Genomic DNA, 17,811 nt, shown 5'->3' on the forward strand with positions numbered 1-17,811 from the left:
CGGGTTTAGTTTCTATACGTGTATGGTAATTCTCTGGCCGAGGGTGGCGAAGGGGAGGGCGCGTCATGAGCGGCACGGTGGCCAGCGGGTCGGATACGGACGGGACGGCCGCGCGGCAGGCGTGGTGGCTGCTGGTGGTGGCGCTCACCGTGCAGTTCCTGGTGTCGCTGGACATGTCCGTGGTGAACGTGGCGCTGCCGGACATCCGCGGCGACCTCGGCTTCGGCCGGGACGGGCTGCTCTGGGTCATCAACGCGTACGCCCTCGCCTTCGGCGGGCTCCTGCTGCTCGGCGGCCGGCTCGCGGACCTCGCCGGTCCGCGCCGCGTCCTGACGGCCGGGCTCGTCCTCTTCGGCCTCGCCAGCCTGGCCGGCGGCCTCGCCTGGTCGCCCGGCTCGCTGGTGGTGGCGCGGGCCGTCCAAGGCGTCGGTGCGGCGGCCCTCGCGCCGGTGGCGTTCGCGCTGATCACGCTCGCCTTCCCGGCCGGACCCGCCCGCTCCCGCGCGCTCGGGCTCTGGGGCATGGCGGGCGCGGCGGGCGGCGCGGTCGGGGTGCTGGCGGGCGGTGTGCTCACCGATGTGGCGGGATGGCGGGCCGTGATGCTCGTCAACGTGCCGATCGTGGCCTTCGCTCTGGCCGCCGCCGCGCGCACCGGACCGGTCGGCGGACGGCGGCGGACCGGCGCCCGGCTGGACCTCGCCGGAGCGCTCCTCGCCACGGCCGGGACGACGCTGCTGGTCCTCGGACTCGTACGCGCCTCGGACGACGGCTGGTCCTCGGCCGTCACGCTCTCCACGCTCGGCGCGGCGGTGCTCCTGCTGGCCGCCTTCGTCGCCGTCGAACTCCGTACGGCGTCGCCGCTGCTCCGGCCCGGCCTGCTGCGCGGACGGCCGGTGCTCACCGCCAACCTGTTCTGCCTGCTGCTGGCCTCGGCCCAGTTCGGCGCCTTCTACTTCGTCTCGCTCCACCTGCAACTGGTCCTCGGTTACGGGCCGACCGCCACCGGGTTCGCGTTCCTGCCGTTCTGCGTGGGCGTCGTCGCGGGCTCGATCCTCGCCACCCGTGCGGTCGCGGTGCTCGGGACCCGGCGGCTGATGGCCTTGGGCGGCGCGCTGGCGGCGCTCGGGATGGCCTGGTTCGCGGCCACCGCCACGGCCGACGGCTCCTTCCTCACCTCGATCCTCGGCCCGTCGCTGCTCTGCTCGCTCGGCATCGGCCTCTGCTTCGTCCCGCTCGGCACGGCCGCCACGACCGACGTGGTGCCCGGCGAGACCGGGATGGCGTCCGGGCTGCTCAACAGCTCGCGCCAGGTCGGTGGTTCGCTCGGCCTCGCGGTGCTGGTCACGGTCGCCGCGCAGGTCACGGGCGGATCGGCCGAGGTCGTGGACCTCGCCTCCGGATACGCGGCCGCGTTCTGGGTCGCGGCCGGGCTCCTGGCGGCCGCCGCGTCGGCGGCGTACGTCCTGCTGCCGGCGGAGCGGAGGACCTTGGGCGGTCCGGTGGCCGGTGAGGCGGTGGTGGCGGAGCACGAAGAGGACGCGGCGGGCCGATGAGTCCGGGCGCGCCGGCCGGTCTACCTTCCACGAGACCCACCCCGACCACGGGGCGGCCGGACGAGGAGACGACCATCATGCAGAAGATCACCCCCTGTCTCTGGTACGACGGCCAGGCGAAGGAGGCGGCCGAGCACTACATCGCGATCTTCGGCGGCGACTCCCGCATCCTGGACATCAGCTACTACGGCGAAGAGGCTCCCGGCGAGACCGGCTCCGTCCTCACCGTCAGCTTCCGGCTCGCGGACCAGGAGTACCTGGGCCTCAACGGCGGCCCGCAGTTCCCGTTCACCGAGGCGATCTCGCTCTCCGTGGACTGCGCCGACCAGGCCGAGGTGGACCGGCTCTGGAGCGCGCTCTCGGAGGGCGGCGAGGAGAGCCGGTGCGGCTGGCTCAAGGACCGGTACGGCGTCTCCTGGCAGATCGTCCCGAACGAGCTGCCGAAGCTGCTGGCCGATCCGGATCCGGCGAAGGCGGAGCGCACGATGAAGGCGATGCTCGGGATGCGGAAGCTGGACATCCAGGCGCTGCGGGACGCGTGAGCTACGGGGCCCGGTCCGGACCGTGCGGTGCGCAGGCTCGGTCCGGACCGCGCGGAGTGCGGGTTCGGTTGGGACGGTGCGGGGTGCGGATGCACCTAGGGGATGTCTTGTCGATCATGCGCGCTGCTCGTGGAGTGGGCCGCGCTGGATCAGGACCCTGAGCGCGACCGGGAGTTGCGGCTGCCCGGGATGAGCCTGGTCTGGCTGCTGCTGTCGTTCGTGCTGGCGGCGGGCGGGCCGGCGCTCTGTGTGATCGGCCCGGCGAGCGCCCGGCCCGGCGACGACACGTACGGCATGGTCGCCCTGATCATGGCTTCGGCATGGTCGCCTGGCTCACCGGGCTCACCGGACTCACCGGACTCACCGGACTCACCGGACTCACCGGACTCACCGGCGCCGTCAAGGCGTTGGCGCACCGGCGCTGGGTGCTGCGCGTCCTGACGGCGCCTGCCGCGCTCGACGTCCCGGTCCACCGCTGACACCGGCCCAAGCCTTCCGGCTCACCTCAGCGGATGCCCGATCAGCATCGTCGGAGCTCCGGCGACCCGGGTCAGGAACACCGTCGCCGCGTTCGGTCCGGCGAGCTTCATCCGGCGGCGCAGCTCCTCCGGTTCGACCGCCGAGCCGCGCTTCTTGACGGTCAGCACACCCACCTGACGCTCCCGCAGCAGCGCCTTCAACTTCTTCATGTTGAACGGCAGCCGGTCGGTGATCTCGTACCCGGCGACGTACGGCGAGGAGTACGGCACATCGCTCGTGACGTACGCGATCGTCTCGTCCGCCAGCCGCCCGCCGCACCGCTCCACGATGTCGGCGACCAGGTGCGCCCGGATCACCGCGCCGTCCGGCTCGTACAGATACCGCCCGACCGGGCCGACCGGCGGAGCCTCCAGCGGGGCCGGAGCGGTGAGAGTGGCGCCGGACGGCAGCAGGGTGGCCCGGAACGAACCGGGCGCGATGCCTTCTCCGTACCAGAGCACCGCCTCCTTCACGTCCCCGCCGTCCGAGATCCACTCGGCCTCCGCCTCCGGGCCGATCGCCTCGTGCGGGATGCCGGGCGCGATCTTCAGCGCGGCGCGCGGCGCCTTGAGCGCGGCGGCCGTGGCCCAGGAGAGCGGCGGTGAGTACGCCTCCGGATCGAAGATCCTGCCGCGTCCGCCGCGCCGGGCCGGGTCCACGAAGACCGCGTCGTACGGAGAGGTGTCGATCTCCGTGACGTCGGCGCACCGCACCTCGATCAGCGCGCTCAGCCCGAGGGCCTCCGCGTTGGCGCGGGCCACCTCGGCGGTGAGCGGGTCGCGGTCCACGGCGAGGACGGCGATCCCGGCGCGGGCCAGCGCGATGGCGTCGCCGCCGATGCCGCAGCACAGGTCCGCCACGCTCCGCACGCCGAGCGCGGCGAACCGGGCGGCGCGGTGGGCGGCGACGGAGGTGCGGGTGGCCTGCTCGACGCCGTTGGGCGTGAAGTACATCCGGTACGCGTCCTCGGCCCCGAACTTCGCCACCGCCCGCTGCCGCAACCGGGCCTGGCCCAGCGCTGCCGACACCAGCTCCGCCGGATGCGTACGCCGCAACCGGGTCGCGGTGGCCAGCTCGTCGGCCGGGTCGTGGTCGCGCAGCTCGGCCAGCAGGTGCTCGCCCTCGGGCGTACGCAGCGCGGCGAAGGCGGCGTGGGCGGAGTCGTCGGCCGAGGAGGCGGAGGAGGCCGAGGAGGCGGAGGGGGTCGATGCGTTCACCCGGTCCATTGTGGCCGGTGCGCGCCGGCCACGATCCGCCGGTCGGGCGACGGGCGCGGCCGCCTCGCGGTGTCGGGACCGGCGACGGGCGGGTGGCTGGCAGGATGCGGCGCCATGCAGCTAGTACGACAAAAAGGAAAATCACCCATGAAGCGGCACCGGCCGGTCTCCGTCGTGCTGGCGGCCCTCCTGGCCGCCACCGTCACCTCGGCCTGCGCCGCGGAGACGGCCGGCGGCGGCGCGGGAGCCCTTGGCGGGCCGGCCGAGCCCGCCGCCGGGCAGCAGGGCGAGGCCGCCCGGCAGGGCGGGCCCGCGCGCGCTCTGGACACGTACGCCGAGGAGCTCAAGCGGAAGCAGGCCGCACGGGTCGTCGCCGCGAAGAAGTGGGGCCTGTCCAAGGTCCCGCTCGCGGCGCCCGAACCGCCGAAGGTGAAGCCGCGCATCACCACCCGTAAAGGGTTCGAGGTCCGGGACGACGAGGGCCTGCCGCCCGTCTTCACCACCGTCCCCACCAAGGAGAAGATCGTCTTCCTCACCATGGACGACGGTGCGGAGAAGGACCCCGCGCTGCTGCGGATGATGACCGAACTGGACATTCCGTACAGCGCGTTCCTCAGTGACTACGTCATCAACGACGACTACGGCTACTTCAAGCAGATGCAGAAGCGCGGCGTGGTCATCAGCAACCACACGCTCAACCACCGCTATCTGCCCGGCCTCTCCTACGCCGAGCAGAAGCGGGAGATCTGCGGCCAGCAGGAGAAGATCCTCAAGCACTACGGGAAGCGGCCGACCCTCTTCCGCCCGCCGTACGGCAACTACAACCGCGACACCCTCGTCGTCGCCAAGACCTGCGGCATCACCGCCGTACCGCTCTGGTCCGCCGAGGCCTTCGCCGACCACATGGAGTGGCGCGAGTGGGACCGGGACCTGCACCCCGGCGACATCGTCCTCACCCATTTCCGCGGCAAGGGCGCCTGGAAGGGCACGATGCCGGACATGATCCGCCTGGTCATGAAGACCATCACGGACAAGGGATACGCGGTGGCGAAGCTGGAGGACTACGTCTGAGGAGCTGACGGACCTTTCTCCCGTACGGCCATGGAATGGTCCGGCCTCATGGACGTACGGCCCCGAATGCGCGCTCAGCCTCCGCTGCGCGCGCATTCGTCGCTCGTGCCGCCGCTGCGGCACGGCGGGGACTCCCAGGCGGGAGCGGTGCTGGGTGTGGGCGCGGGGAGCGCGTGGCCGTCGGCCCGGGACACGGACGTCAGAGTCAGCGTGCACAGGGCCACGGCCACGAGCGCCTGGATGCCGCCCGCCCAGTACCACCGGCCACGCAGCAGCACGGCGGCGAGGACGGCGACCGCGAGGGCCAGGACGCCGAACGCGATGGTGGGCGCCCAGTCCGGCTCCGCTCCGGCGCCGGAGGACGAGGGCGCGCCGCTGTCGATGGGCGCGTGGGACCGTCCCAGGCCGCGCAGCGCCAGCCACATCAGCAGCATGGCCAGGACGGCCGCCTCGGCGACCGTGAGCAGGAGGCCTACGGCGGGATCGGCGCAGCCGCCGGGCTCCGACCGCTCGTCCGGGGCCCGCCCCTCCGGTCTTCCGGGCAGGTCGCTCTCGGGATGCGTCATCTCCGTACCGTCGTACGGAACCCGGGGCTCCGCCGCCGCGTTGTCCGGACGGTGATCCGACGGAGCCCCGATCGAGACGGCGCGAGGGTGGTGAATTGGCACTCCGCTTGACCGAGTGCTAATCGCGGTCATAGTCTCAGGTCTGGCACTCCCCACTGGAGAGTGCCAGCACCACACTGTGCGACAGGGCAGGTCCGGCACCCGCGACGACGGATCGGTCTGGTCGCCGCCCACTGACTGTTAAACCCCGTGAGATCTCCGAAGGGGGAGACCGGATCGTGTCGACCACCAGCTCCAAGGTTGCGATCAAGCCGCTCGAGGACCGCATTGTGGTCCAGCCGCTCGACGCCGAGCAGACCACGGCTTCCGGCCTGGTCATTCCGGACACCGCGAAGGAGAAGCCCCAGGAGGGCGTCGTCCTCGCCGTGGGCCCGGGCCGCTTCGAGAACGGCGAGCGTCTTCCGCTCGACGTCAAGACCGGCGACGTCGTCCTGTACAGCAAGTACGGCGGCACCGAGGTGAAGTACAACGGCGAGGAGTACCTCGTCCTCTCGGCCCGCGACGTCCTCGCGATCGTCGAGAAGTAACTCACCCACGTCTGCCTGTGTTCTGCGCCCCTGGCCCCCTGCGTAACAACTAGCCGGGTGGCGAGGGGCGCAGTTCATTTCGAGAGGGAAAAGTACAGCCCATGGCGAAGATTCTGAAGTTCGACGAGGACGCCCGTCGCGCCCTTGAGCGCGGCGTCAACAAGCTTGCCGACACGGTCAAGGTGACGATCGGCCCCAAGGGCCGCAACGTCGTCATCGACAAGAAGTTCGGCGCACCCACCATCACCAACGACGGCGTCACCATCGCGCGCGAGGTCGAGCTCGACGACCCGTACGAGAACCTCGGTGCCCAGCTCGTCAAGGAGGTGGCGACCAAGACCAACGACGTAGCGGGTGACGGCACCACCACCGCGACCGTCCTGGCCCAGGCGCTCGTCCGCGAGGGTCTGCGCAACGTCGCCGCCGGCGCCTCCCCGGCCGCCCTGAAGAAGGGCATCGACGCCGCCGTCAAGGCCGTGTCCGAGGAGCTCCTCGCGACCGCGCGCCCGATCGACGACAAGTCCGACATCGCCGCCGTGGCCGCGCTCTCCGCGCAGGACACCCAGGTCGGCGAGCTCATCGCGGACGCGATGGACAAGGTCGGCAAGGACGGTGTCATCACCGTCGAGGAGTCCAACACCTTCGGTCTGGACCTGGAGTTCACCGAGGGCATGGCCTTCGACAAGGGCTACCTGTCCCCGTACATGGTGTCCGACCAGGAGCGTATGGAGGCCGTCCTCGACGACCCGTACATCCTGATCCACCAGGGCAAGATCGGCTCCATCCAGGAGCTGCTCCCGCTCCTGGAGAAGGTCATCCAGGCCGGCGCCTCCAAGCCGCTCCTGATCATCGCCGAGGACGTCGAGGGCGAGGCGCTCTCCACCCTCGTCGTCAACAAGATCCGCGGCACCTTCAACGCCGTCGCGGTGAAGGCCCCGGGCTTCGGCGACCGCCGCAAGGCCATGCTCGGTGACATCGCCACCCTCACCGGTGCGACCGTCATCGCCGAGGAGGTCGGCCTCAAGCTCGACGGCGCCGGTCTCGACGTGCTGGGCACCGCCCGCCGCGTCACCGTCTCCAAGGACGACACGACCATCGTCGACGGCGGGGGCAACTCCGAGGACGTCAAGGGCCGCGTCAACCAGATCAAGGCCGAGATCGAGTCCACGGACTCCGACTGGGACCGCGAGAAGCTCCAGGAGCGCCTCGCGAAGCTGGCCGGCGGCGTGTGCGTCATCCGTGTCGGTGCCGCCACCGAGGTGGAGCTCAAGGAGAAGAAGCACCGCCTCGAGGACGCCATCTCCGCCACCCGCGCCGCGGTCGAGGAGGGCATCGTCTCCGGCGGTGGCTCCGCTCTCGTCCACGCCGTGAAGGTCCTGGAGGGCAACCTCGGCAAGACCGGCGACGAGGCCACCGGTGTCGCGGTCGTCCGCCGCGCCGCCGTCGAGCCGCTGCGCTGGATCGCCGAGAACGCCGGCCTGGAGGGTTACGTCATCACCTCCAAGGTCTCCGAGCTCGACAAGGGCCAGGGCTTCAACGCCGCCACCGGCGAGTACGGCGACCTGGTCAAGGCCGGCGTCATCGACCCGGTCAAGGTCACCCGCTCCGCCCTGGAGAACGCCGCGTCCATCGCCTCGCTGCTGCTCACGACCGAGACCCTGGTCGTCGAGAAGCCGGCCGAGGACGAGGGCGACGCCGGTCACGGCGGCCACGGCCACTCCCACTAGTACCTGCCGGTACGTCAGAGGCCCGGTATCCCCGTCGCGGGGGTACCGGGCCTCGGTGCGTCCGCGGGCCTACTGCGGCCCGTACTTACGTCCCGTACGCGAGGTGACGCCGCCCAGCAGGCCGCGCGGCGTGACCTTGACCAGCCCCATCAGCGCCTTGTAGCGCGGGTCCGGGATCGACACCGTCCGGCCGCGGGCCAGGTCGGTCAGGGCCGAGGCCACCAGCTTGTCCGCGTCCAGCCACATCCAGCCCGGGATGTTGCCGGTGCCCATCCCGGCCCGCTCGTGGAACTCCGTACGGACGAAGCCCGGGCAGAGCGCCATCAGCCGCACGCCCGAACCGGCCAGATCCTTCGCCGCGCCCGTGGTGAACTGCACGACCCACGCCTTGGACGCGCCGTACGTACCGCGCGGCACGAACGCCGCGACCGACGCCACGTTGATCACCGCGCCGCGGCCGCGCTCCTTCATGCCGGTGGCGGCGGCCGAGGTCAGCCGCAGCACCGCCTCGCAGTGCACCTTCAGCATCGTCAGCTCGTCGGTCATGGACACTTCCAGGTAGCGGCCCTTGTTGCCGAACCCGGCGTTGTTGACCAGCAGATCGACCGGGTGCGTACGGTCCGCGAGCCGCTGCTCGACCGCCTCGATCCCGGCGTCCGTGGACAGGTCGGCGCGCAGTACCTCGGCCTCGATGCCGTGCCGGTCGTGCAGTTCGGTGGCCTGCTCGCGCAGCCGTGCGGTGTCCCGGGCCACCAGCACCAGGTTGTGCCCCTGGCCCGCGAGCCGCCGCGCGAAGGCAGCCCCGATACCCGCCGTCGCGCCCGTGATCAGTGCAGTCGTCATACGCGGCACGTTAGTGCCCCGCGCCCGCGCCGGAACCACCGCCCGCCGCCACGTACTCCCGGGCCGTGCGCAGCACCTCCGGGTGCAGGGCCGACGCGGCGGCCAGCAGCGACGGCAGCAGGGTGCGCTCGGTGGTGGTGGCCCGGAACTGCAGGGCCGCGGTCACCTCGTGGTCCGGACGGTGCACGATCTCGACCGGGTCACCGGCCCGGATCGTGCCCGGCTCGATCACCCGCAGATAGGCGCCGGTCACCGCCTCCTGGGTGAACCGCCGCACCCACTTCTCCTCGCCGATGTGGTCGGCGAAGGTCCGGCACGGGATGCGGCCGGAGGTCACCTCCAGCAGCAGCTCCGGCCCCACCCGCCACCGCTCACCGATCAGCGCGCCGCTCACGTCGACCCCGGCGGTGGTGAGGTTCTCGCCGAACGCCCCGTCGGCCAGGGCCCGGCCGCCGAGCTGCCGCTCCCAGGCGTCCAGATCCTCCCGCGCGAAGGCGTACACCGCCTGGTCGCTGCCGCCGTGGTGGCGCAGATCGCAGACCGCGTCCCCGGCGAGTCCGCTGCCGCCGGTCCCTTTGGGCCCGGGGTCCGAGACCCGTACGGAGCCCTCGAACGGCCGCTTGTCGATCCCGGACAGACCGCCAGGACCTCCGGCGGACGGGAGCGGGGTGGGGCGGCCGACATTGACGCTCAGCAATCTCATACGGTTCACGCTAATGGCTCAACCCTCAAAGGGGCACGCCATTAATTCGCCTCCCACCCAAGAATCTCTTATGGTGGAGGTGTGATCGAAGCACGCCACCTCCGCGTCCTGCGCGCCGTCGCCACCACCGGCTCGTTCTCCGCCGCCGCCCGCGAACTCGGCTGCACCCAGCCCGCGGTGAGCCAGCAGATGAAGGCCCTGGAGTCCTCCGCCGGCACCACGCTGCTGATCCGCACCGGCCGCGAGATGCGCCTGACCCAGGCCGGCGAGGCGCTCGTACGGCACGCCTCCGGCATCCTCGCCGGGCTGACCGCCGCCGAGGAGGAGGTCGCCGCCATCGCCGGGCTGCGGGCCGGCCGCGTCCGGCTCGTCTCCTTCCCCAGCGGCAGCTCCACCCTGGTCCCCGGCGCCCTGGCCGCCCTGCGCGCCGAGCACCCCGGCACCAGGGTCTCGCTGGTGGAGGCCGAGCCGCCGCGCTCGGTCGACCTGCTGCGCGACGGCGACTGCGACATCGCGCTGGCCTTCCGGTACGGCGCCTCCGGCGGTGAGTGGGACGACCTGGTGGTGCGGCCGCTCCTCACCGACCGGCTGATCGGCCTGGTCCCGGACGGTCACCGGCTGGCGGACGCTTCGAGCGTCTCCATCGGCGAGCTGGCAGACGAGTCCTGGATCGCGGGCTGCCCGCGCTGCCGCCGCCAGCTGGTGGAGGTGTGCGAGGCGTCCGGCTTCACGCCCCGGATCGACTTCGCCACCGACGACTACCCGGCGGTGATGGGCCTGGTGGGAGCCGGTCTCGGGGTCGCGGTCCTGCCGGAGCTGGCCGTGGAGTCCGTACGGCCCAAGGGCGCCCGGACCGTGGCCGTGGAGCCCGCGATCGAGCGGGAGATCGTGGCGCTCACGCTGCCGGACCTGGCCCGGGTCCCGGCGGTGGCGGCCACCCTGGACCAGCTGTCCCTGGCGGCCGCGCGCTGAGGGGCGTGCCGCTGGGGGGCCGTGCTGGAGAAACGTTTCTGCGTTCGACTGGAACTGCCGGGTGTCAGGTCGGGCGGGAGCCCGTGGTGGCCGTGGTGGCGCCGGAGGGCGCGGCGGTGATCAGTCTGGTTCTGGCCCGGCCCATGAGCTCTTCGCGCTCGTCCTCGGTCAGGCCGCCCCACACCCCGTACGGCTCCCGTACGGCGAGGGCGTGGGCCGCGCACTCGGCGCGTACCGGGCACCGCATGCACACCTCCTTCGCGGAGGTCTCGCGAGCGCTGCGGGCGGCGCCGCGCTCACCTTCGGGATGGAAGAACAGGGAGCTGTCGACGCCTCGGCAGGCGGCGAGCAACTGCCAGTCCCACAGGTCTGCGTTGGGTCCGGGAAGGCGGGAGAAATCTGCCATTGCGCTTGTCCCCTCGAAGCCGTGCTGCGTCGGAAGCGGCATCCTCGACCGCCGGTGAACCGGCGGTCCGTGATCGGCGATCGTCTCTTCGGTGACCTGAGTCTCGACCGTACATCTGCGGTGCTAGTAGATGTAAATATGACTGTTTGCGAATCTAGCCACAGACACCCTTAAAAGGGAAGAAGTCTCGCCAAATAGGGCAAGCCGGGGAGTGAAGATCCGGTTGACGGGTGAATCACCCGCGTCGCTCTCCTCCGTGTGCGGGCCCTCACGTAGAGTGCCGAACCCGAAGGTCCGACCCGTAACTCTTTCGAGTGACCATCGTTAAGAGGGCGGATGCGGTTGACGGAGAACGAGCTCGGGCACATGTCCGAAGGGGTCAACCGCGCAGGTGACGACTTGTATCAGCCTGGAGGCACAAGGTGACGCGCATCAGCTGCGGAGGCCGGTCATGACATCCGTGCTCGTCTGCGACGATTCCCCGCTTGCCCGAGAAGCGCTCCGCCGCGCGGTGGCCACCGTGCCCGGTGTCGAGCGCGTGACCACGGCGGCCAACGGCGAGGAAGTCCTCCGCCGCTGGGGGGCCGACCGTTCGGATCTGATTCTGATGGACGTACGCATGCCCGGTCTGGGAGGTGTGGAGACGGTCCGGCGGCTGCTCTCCGCCGACCCCGGCGCCCGGATCATCATGCTGACCGTCGCCGAGGACCTGGACGGTGTCGCGCTCGCGGTCGCCGCCGGTGCCCGCGGCTATCTCCACAAGGACGCCTCCCGCGCCGAGCTGCGGGCCACCGTCACCCAGGCGCTGGCCGACCCGACCTGGCGGCTCGCGCCGCGTCGGCTGCGGTCCGCCGAGATGGGCGCGGCTCCCACGCTCACCGCGCGCGAGATCCAGGTGCTCGAAGGCATGAGCCACGGCCGCTCCAACGCGGAGATCGGCCGTGAGCTGTTCCTCTCCGAGGACACGGTCAAGACCCACGCCAGGCGGCTGTTCAAGAAGCTCGGAGCCTCGGACCGCGCCCACGCGGTGGCCCTGGGATTCCGCTGGGGGCTGGTCCGCTGACGCCCGGCCCGGACCGCCCCCGTCCGCAGACCGGCGGACGGGGCGATGGGACGGGTCACCAGCGGTACGACCCCGGATCCGGGCGCCCGCCGACGGCGCCGTGTGACGCTTCCCGGCCGATGACGCATCCTTGAGTCGTGGAGTTCCTCAGGAACGGTAGGAACGATTCGGTCGAGCGGAAGGGGAGGGCGCAGGACATGACATCCGGCGCACCCGCTCATAACGCTTCGGTGCACAACTCGGGACGCGATGGAGCGGACCGTGCGGCATCAGGGCACCATGGTCCGATGCGCGACGACGAAACCACGGTGATCGGTGCCCTCGTGCACCGGGCCGTCGACGGCGACGCGCAGGCCACGCACGATCTGCTGGCCCATGTCCACCCCCTCGCCCTGCGCTACTGCCGCTCCCGGCTGAACCGGCTTCCCGGTGATGCCCGTCACTTCGTGGAGGACCTCGCGCAGGAGGTCTGCGTCGCCGTGCTGATGGCGCTGCCGCGCTACAAGGACACCGGCAGGCCCTTCGAGGCCTTCGTCTTCGCCATCGCCGGCCACAAGGTCGCCGACCTCCAGCGCGCCGCGATGCGCCACCCCGGCTCCACCGCCGTCCCCTCCGACGAGATGCCCGAGCGGCCCGACGACTCCCTCGGCCCGGAGGAGCGCGCCCTGCTCAGCAGCGACGCCGCCTGGGCCAAGAAGCTCCTGGCCAACCTTCCGGAGAGCCAGCGCGAGCTGCTGGTCCTGCGGGTCGCGGTCGGCCTGACCGCTGAGGAGACCGGACGGATGCTCGGCATGTCACCGGGCGCGGTCCGGGTCGCGCAGCACCGCGCGCTCAGCCGGCTGCGGGCGCTGGCCGAGCAGTAGGACACATCCCGTACGGCGTCCCGTAGAAGGCTCGCGGCGGCCCGTAGGAAGCTACAGAACGTCCAACTGATCTTGGTCGTGGAATGAGACACCCGTAGAGCCCGTTAGCATGGACATCCGCACCGATCAAGACCATTTGGGGAAGGTGTCATGACTGCAAACGTCGACGGAGTGCCTGAGAAGTTCGCGACGCTCGGGCTGACATACGACGACGTGCTGCTGCTGCCGGGCGCGTCAGAGGTCCTGCCCAACGCGGTCGACACCTCGTCCCTCATCTCGCGCAACGTCCGCGTGAACATCCCGCTGCTCTCGGCCGCCATGGACAAGGTGACCGAGTCCCGGATGGCCATCGCGATGGCCCGTCAGGGCGGCGTCGGCGTGCTGCACCGCAACCTCTCGATCGAGGACCAGGTCAACCAGGTCGACCTGGTCAAGCGGTCCGAGTCCGGGATGGTCACCGACCCGATCACCGTGCACCCCGACGCCACGCTCGGCGAGGCGGACGCGCTCTGCGCCAAGTTCCGGATCAGCGGCGTGCCGGTCACCGACGCCGCGGGCAAGCTGCTCGGCATCGTGACCAACCGCGACATGGCCTTCGAGTCGGACCGCTCGCGCCAGGTGCGCGAGGTCATGACGCCGATGCCGCTCGTCACCGGCAAGGTCGGCATCTCGGGCGTGGAGGCCATGGAGCTGCTGCGCCGCCACAAGATCGAGAAGCTGCCGCTGGTGGATGACGCCGGGATCCTCAAGGGCCTCATCACGGTCAAGGACTTCAAGAAGGCCGAGCAGTATCCGAACGCCGCCAAGGACGCCGAAGGCCGGCTGCTGGTCGGCGCGGCCGTCGGCGCCAGCCCGGAGGCGCTGGACCGCGCCCAGGCGCTCGCCGCCGCCGGGGTCGACTTCCTCATCGTCGACACCTCGCACGGCCACAACAGCAACGCGCTCGACTGGATGGCGAAGATCAAGTCGAGCGTCGGTATCGACGTCATCGGCGGCAACGTCGCCACCCGCGACGGCGCCCAGGCGCTGATCGACGCCGGTGTCGACGGCGTGAAGGTCGGCGTCGGACCCGGCTCCATCTGTACGACCCGCGTGGTCGCCGGTATCGGCGTCCCGCAGGTCACCGCGATCTACGAGGCCGCGCTCGCCGCCCGTGCCGCGGGCGTCCCGGTCATCGGCGACGGCGGCCTGCAGTACAGCGGCGACATCGGCAAGGCGCTCGCCGCCGGCGCGGACAGCGTGATGCTGGGCAGCCTCCTCGCGGGCTGCGAGGAGTCGCCGGGCGAGCTGATGTTCATCAACGGCAAGCAGTTCAAGTCGTACCGCGGTATGGGCTCGCTGGGCGCCATGCAGTCGCGCGGCCAGGGCCGTTCGTACTCCAAGGACCGCTACTTCCAGGGCGAGGTCTCCTCGGACGACAAGCTCGTCCCCGAAGGCATCGAGGGCCAGGTTCCCTACCGCGGCCCGCTGGCCAACGTCCTGCACCAGCTCGTCGGCGGTCTCCGCCAGACCATGGGGTACGTCGGCGCCGCGTCCGTCGACCAGATGGAGAGCAAGGGCCGCTTCGTCCGGATCACCTCGGCGGGTCTCAAGGAGAGCCACCCGCACGACATCCAGATGACGGTGGAAGCACCGAACTACAGCCGGAAGTAACGCATCGGCGCAGGTGAGGGGCGGACCGGAGTTCCCGGTACCGCCCCTCAGGCACGTGTCGGGGATACTGGTCAGCGCAGACGTAGAGGGAAAGGCCACACATCGTGACTGAGATCGAGATCGGGCGCGGCAAGCGCGGCCGCCGGGCTTACGCATTCGACGACATCGCCGTCGTGCCGAGCCGCCGCACCCGGGACCCGAAGGAGGTCTCGATCGCCTGGCAGATCGACGCCTACCGCTTCGAGCTGCCGTTCCTGGCCGCTCCCATGGACTCCGTGGTCTCTCCGCAGCACGCCATCCGCATCGGTGAGCTCGGCGGCCTGGGCGTTTTTAACCTGGAAGGGCTCTGGACCCGGCACGCCGACCCGCAGCCGCTGCTGGACGAGATCGCCGAGATGCCGGTCGAGTCGGCGACCCGCCGGCTCCAGGAGATCTACTCCGCACCGATCCAGGAGGAGCTGATCGGGCAGCGCATCAAGGAGGTGCGCGACTCCGGTGTCGTCACCGCCGCCGCGCTCTCGCCGCAGCGCACCGCGCAGTTCTCCAAGGCCGTCGTCGACGCCGGGGTGGACATCTTCGTCATCCGCGGTACGACGGTCTCCGCCGAGCACGTCTCCGGTGCCGCCGAGCCGCTCAACCTCAAGCAGTTCATCTACGAGCTGGACGTCCCGGTCATCGTCGGCGGCTGCGCCACGTACACCGCCGCTCTGCACCTGATGCGGACCGGCGCGGCCGGTGTCCTCGTCGGCTTCGGCGGCGGCGCCGCGCACACCACGCGCAACGTCTTCGGCATCCAGGTCCCGATGGCCACCGCCGTCGCGGACGTGGCCGGTGCCCGTCGCGACTACATGGACGAGTCCGGCGGCCGGTACGTGCACGTCATCGCCGACGGCGGTGTCGGCTGGTCCGGCGACCTGCCGAAGGCCATCGCCTGCGGTGCGGACGCCGTGATGATGGGCTCGCCGCTGGCCCGCGCCACGGACGCGCCGGGCCGCGGCCGCCACTGGGGCATGGAGGCCGTCCACGAGGACGTGCCGCGCGGCAAGCTGGTCGACCTCGGCTCGGTCGGGACGACGGAGGAGGTCCTCACCGGCCCCTCGCACACCCCGGACGGCTCGATGAACATCTTCGGCGCCCTGCGCCGCGCGATGGCCACCACCGGCTACAGCGACCTGAAGGAGTTCCAGCGCGTCGAGGTGACGGTGGCGGACTCGCAGCACCGCCGCTGACCCGCCCGTACGCTCGTACGTAAGCGGAAGGGCCCGTACCGCCACGGCGGTACGGGCCCTTCCGCTTGCTGCTACGAGGTGTCAGTTCGCCTTCCTGGCGCCACCGACGGCGGCGAGCGCGCCGAGGCCGAGGAAGAGGTACCGCATGAAGTCGGCCTCCTCCTTCCAGATCCTCGTCACGGCGTCGAAGTGGTCGAAGAACACCTCGGAGAACGGGACATGGGCGACGTCCGCCATCACCATGGCGTAGCCGATGAGCTGGCCGAAGTAGACGGCGCCGACCGAGAAGACGGCGGACGCGGCGATGGTCACCGGGTTGGCGCCGCCGAGCTTGCCCGCCGCGAAGCCGACGAGGAAGCCGACGCCGATCGCCGCGTACCCGAACTCGCGCTCGATGGAGCCGAGGAGCACGCCGTACAGGATGGACGCGACGATCGCCGCGCCGAGGGCGACGAGCACACCGAGCGCGAGGCCGTTGCGGGCCGGAGGAGCCGGGGCGAAGGGGGCGCCGCCGCCGAACGGGGCGGGCTGGCCCTGCGGGTTGCCGAAGGGGTTGCCGGTGGGTGCTTGGGACTGCTCGCCGTAGGGGTTGCCCGTCGGGGCGGCGGGGGCGGGGGCGGCCGGTGCGGCGGCGTACGGGTTGCCGTCGACGGGCTGGCCTCCGTACGGCTGCTGGGGCTGGTTCGGCGGCTGCACGGGCTGGCTCACGGTGGCTCTCCCCCTGGGGCGAAATACGCAGCTGCGGTTCTTGACGCGAACACGCGTGCGCTCTGTGACGCCGCACGGTAGCAGTACGCAGCCAAATTGGTCACTAGCTATCCGATGGCCGATATGCACATGTGTCGGTGGCCGGTATCCGCTGTCAGAGCCGGTGTGCCGCTCCGGCCGGCGTCGCGCCCCGCGTGTCCAGGAGGAGCTGGGCCTTCACCGCGAGGCCCTGGAGGTCGTAGGTGCGGTGGTGCTGGAGCAGTACGGTCAGGTCGGCGGCGGCCGCTGCCTCGTACAGCGAGTCGGCGCGCGGGACCGGGAGTTCGCGCACCCGCCAGTCCAGGACGTGCGGGTCGTGGTAGCCGATCTGGGCGCCCATGTCCATCAGCCGGGTGGCGATATCACGGGCGGGCGAGGCCTCCTGGTCGGCGCTGTCCGGCTTGTAGGTGACGCCGAGCAGCAGGACGCGGGCGCCACGGACGGACTTGCCGTGCTCGTTGAGGAGAGTGGCGCAGCGCTGGATGACGTACCGCGGCATCCGGTCGTTGATCTCCTGCGCCAGCGAGACCATCCGCAGCGGATGGCCGGGCGTGCGGCCGCTGTACGGGAGGCAGCCCGGGTCCACCGGGACGCCGTGGCCGCCGACGCCGGGCCCGGGACGGAAGGGCTGGAAGCCGAAGGGTTTGGTCTCGGCGCACCGGATGACGTCCCACAGGTCGACGCCGAGGTCGTGGCAGGCCACCGCCATCTCGTTGACCAGCGCGATGTTGACGTGCCGGAAGTTGGTCTCCAACACCTTGGTCATCTCCGCCTCGCGCGGCCCCTTGGCCCGGACGACCTTGTCGGCGAGGCGGCCGTAGAAGGCGGCGGCCGACTCGGTGCAGGCGGAGGTGAGGCCGCCGATGACCTTGGGCGTGGAGGCGTAGGTGTGGGTGCGGTTGCCGGGGTCGAGGCGGCTGGGGGAGCAGGCGAGGTGGAAGTCGCGTCCGGCGGTGAGCCCGGAGCCCTCTTCGAGCAGCGGGCGCAGGACGTTCTCGGTGGTGCCGGGCGGCACGGCGGACTCCAGCACCACGGTGGTGTGCGGGCGCAGCCTGGCGGCCAGCGCGCGGGCGGCGTCGCGGAGTGCGGTGAGGTCGACGGTGCCGTCGGGGCCGAGAGGTGTCGGGGAGCAGATCACGGCGGTACGGACCCGGCCCAGCTCGGCGGCGCTGGTGGTCGGGCGGAAGCCGCCGGAGAGCATACGGCGGATCTCGGACGCGGTGAGGGAGCCTTCGACAGGCGTGCGGCCCGCGCGCAGCTCGGCGACGGGGCGCGGGTCGGTGTCGTAGCCGACGGTGTCGATCCCGGCGGCCACGGCGGCCTGGACCAGGGGCAGGCCGAGGTGGCCGAGTCCGATGACGGCGAGGTCTGCGGGCATGTCGAAGGCCGCCTTCCCTAAGACCGGAGAACGTTTTTCGCAACTGCTGTGGACAGTGCAATGTCAGACTAGGCGTAAATATGACCTATATGTCGCATTGCGTGACGCCTGTCGTCCGAGTGTTGTCCACAGGCGGTGGCTGAAGTCGGGGAGCGCGGACAGAATCGAGGAG

General features: G+C 71.2%; 18 protein-coding genes. 11 read left to right on the forward strand and 7 right to left on the reverse strand.

Annotated features, from left to right (window positions below; genetic code table 11):
* Positions 1–65 precede the first annotated feature (65 nt).
* From ABZ267_RS00260 to ABZ267_RS00270, 3 genes are all read left to right on the forward strand, one after another.
* Complete coding sequence (locus tag ABZ267_RS00260) at positions 66–1,553, forward strand: MFS transporter (RefSeq protein WP_356754847.1); 1,488 nt, start codon at positions 66–68, stop codon at positions 1,551–1,553.
* A gap of 77 nt (positions 1,554–1,630) precedes the next feature.
* Positions 1,631–2,095, forward strand: a complete 465-nt coding sequence (locus ABZ267_RS00265) for a VOC family protein (RefSeq protein ID WP_356754845.1) — start codon at positions 1,631–1,633, stop codon at positions 2,093–2,095.
* Positions 2,096–2,415: 320 nt separating this feature from the next.
* Positions 2,416–2,574 carry a hypothetical protein gene (locus ABZ267_RS00270; RefSeq protein WP_356754843.1) on the forward strand — a complete coding sequence of 53 codons (159 nt, stop codon included), beginning with the start codon at positions 2,416–2,418 and terminating at the stop codon, positions 2,572–2,574.
* Positions 2,575–2,595: 21 nt separating this feature from the next.
* Here ABZ267_RS00270 and ABZ267_RS00275 read toward each other — a convergent pair whose 3' ends face one another.
* Positions 2,596–3,840, reverse strand: coding sequence for a methyltransferase domain-containing protein (locus tag ABZ267_RS00275; RefSeq protein WP_356754841.1), 1,245 nt, complete (start codon positions 3,838–3,840; stop codon positions 2,596–2,598).
* 138 nt (positions 3,841–3,978) lie between these two features.
* Between ABZ267_RS00275 and ABZ267_RS00280 the strand changes: the two genes are divergently transcribed.
* Positions 3,979–4,902 carry a polysaccharide deacetylase family protein gene (locus ABZ267_RS00280; RefSeq protein ID WP_356754840.1) on the forward strand — a complete coding sequence of 308 codons (924 nt, stop codon included), beginning with the start codon at positions 3,979–3,981 and terminating at the stop codon, positions 4,900–4,902.
* Between the two features lie 74 nt (positions 4,903–4,976).
* Here ABZ267_RS00280 and ABZ267_RS00285 read toward each other — a convergent pair whose 3' ends face one another.
* Positions 4,977–5,468 carry a DUF6234 family protein gene (locus ABZ267_RS00285; protein WP_356754838.1) on the reverse strand — a complete coding sequence of 164 codons (492 nt, stop codon included), beginning with the start codon at positions 5,466–5,468 and terminating at the stop codon, positions 4,977–4,979.
* Between the two features lie 278 nt (positions 5,469–5,746).
* Between ABZ267_RS00285 and groES the strand changes: the two genes are divergently transcribed.
* Both groES and groL read left to right on the forward strand, forming a co-directional pair.
* The gene (gene groES, locus ABZ267_RS00290; RefSeq protein ID WP_003966899.1) at positions 5,747–6,055 is read left to right on the forward strand and encodes a co-chaperone GroES; all 309 of its coding nucleotides are present in this window, start codon (positions 5,747–5,749) and stop codon (positions 6,053–6,055) included.
* 101 nt (positions 6,056–6,156) lie between these two features.
* Positions 6,157–7,782 (forward strand): chaperonin GroEL, encoded by a 1,626-nt coding sequence (groL, locus tag ABZ267_RS00295; protein ID WP_356754836.1) that lies wholly within the window; start codon positions 6,157–6,159, stop codon positions 7,780–7,782.
* Positions 7,783–7,851: 69 nt separating this feature from the next.
* Here the strand turns inward: groL and ABZ267_RS00300 are convergent, their stop codons facing one another.
* Together ABZ267_RS00300 and ABZ267_RS00305 are read right to left on the reverse strand one after the other, a co-directional pair.
* Positions 7,852–8,625 (reverse strand): SDR family oxidoreductase, encoded by a 774-nt coding sequence (locus tag ABZ267_RS00300; RefSeq protein WP_356754834.1) that lies wholly within the window; start codon positions 8,623–8,625, stop codon positions 7,852–7,854.
* A 10-nt stretch (positions 8,626–8,635) separates the two neighbouring features.
* The gene (locus ABZ267_RS00305; RefSeq protein WP_356754832.1) at positions 8,636–9,328 is read right to left on the reverse strand and encodes an MOSC domain-containing protein; all 693 of its coding nucleotides are present in this window, start codon (positions 9,326–9,328) and stop codon (positions 8,636–8,638) included.
* Positions 9,329–9,409: 81 nt separating this feature from the next.
* Here ABZ267_RS00305 and ABZ267_RS00310 point away from each other — a divergent pair, with 81 nt between their 5' ends.
* A complete protein-coding gene (locus ABZ267_RS00310; RefSeq protein ID WP_356754830.1) occupies positions 9,410–10,300 on the forward strand; it encodes a LysR family transcriptional regulator in 891 nt (296 codons plus the stop codon).
* 64 nt (positions 10,301–10,364) lie between these two features.
* Here ABZ267_RS00310 and ABZ267_RS00315 read toward each other — a convergent pair whose 3' ends face one another.
* On the reverse strand, positions 10,365–10,706 hold the full coding sequence (locus ABZ267_RS00315) for a WhiB family transcriptional regulator (RefSeq protein ID WP_026238029.1): 342 nt from the start codon (positions 10,704–10,706) through the stop codon (positions 10,365–10,367).
* 451 nt (positions 10,707–11,157) lie between these two features.
* Between ABZ267_RS00315 and ABZ267_RS00320 the strand changes: the two genes are divergently transcribed.
* The 4 genes from ABZ267_RS00320 to ABZ267_RS00335 all read left to right on the forward strand — a co-directional run bounded on the left by ABZ267_RS00320 (position 11,158) and on the right by ABZ267_RS00335 (position 15,514).
* Positions 11,158–11,769 carry a response regulator transcription factor gene (locus ABZ267_RS00320; protein WP_003948568.1) on the forward strand — a complete coding sequence of 204 codons (612 nt, stop codon included), beginning with the start codon at positions 11,158–11,160 and terminating at the stop codon, positions 11,767–11,769.
* Positions 11,770–12,056: 287 nt separating this feature from the next.
* Positions 12,057–12,632: a sigma-70 family RNA polymerase sigma factor gene (locus ABZ267_RS00325; RefSeq protein ID WP_006126954.1), complete on the forward strand. Its 576-nt coding sequence runs from the start codon at positions 12,057–12,059 to the stop codon at positions 12,630–12,632.
* Between the two features lie 150 nt (positions 12,633–12,782).
* On the forward strand, positions 12,783–14,285 hold the full coding sequence (gene guaB / locus ABZ267_RS00330; RefSeq protein ID WP_356754827.1) for an IMP dehydrogenase: 1,503 nt from the start codon (positions 12,783–12,785) through the stop codon (positions 14,283–14,285).
* A 104-nt stretch (positions 14,286–14,389) separates the two neighbouring features.
* The gene (locus ABZ267_RS00335; RefSeq protein WP_356754825.1) at positions 14,390–15,514 is read left to right on the forward strand and encodes a GuaB3 family IMP dehydrogenase-related protein; all 1,125 of its coding nucleotides are present in this window, start codon (positions 14,390–14,392) and stop codon (positions 15,512–15,514) included.
* A gap of 81 nt (positions 15,515–15,595) precedes the next feature.
* Here the strand turns inward: ABZ267_RS00335 and ABZ267_RS00340 are convergent, their stop codons facing one another.
* Both ABZ267_RS00340 and ABZ267_RS00345 read right to left on the reverse strand, forming a co-directional pair.
* Complete coding sequence (locus ABZ267_RS00340; RefSeq protein ID WP_356754823.1) at positions 15,596–16,222, reverse strand: hypothetical protein; 627 nt, start codon at positions 16,220–16,222, stop codon at positions 15,596–15,598.
* Between the two features lie 154 nt (positions 16,223–16,376).
* Positions 16,377–17,639 carry a nucleotide sugar dehydrogenase gene (locus tag ABZ267_RS00345; RefSeq protein ID WP_356754821.1) on the reverse strand — a complete coding sequence of 421 codons (1,263 nt, stop codon included), beginning with the start codon at positions 17,637–17,639 and terminating at the stop codon, positions 16,377–16,379.
* Positions 17,640–17,811: the final 172 nt, after the last annotated feature.

Origin of the sequence: Streptomyces sp. NPDC006174 (genome assembly GCF_040614075.1) — a bacterium.
In the GTDB taxonomy this organism is placed as follows: domain Bacteria; phylum Actinomycetota; class Actinomycetes; order Streptomycetales; family Streptomycetaceae; genus Streptomyces.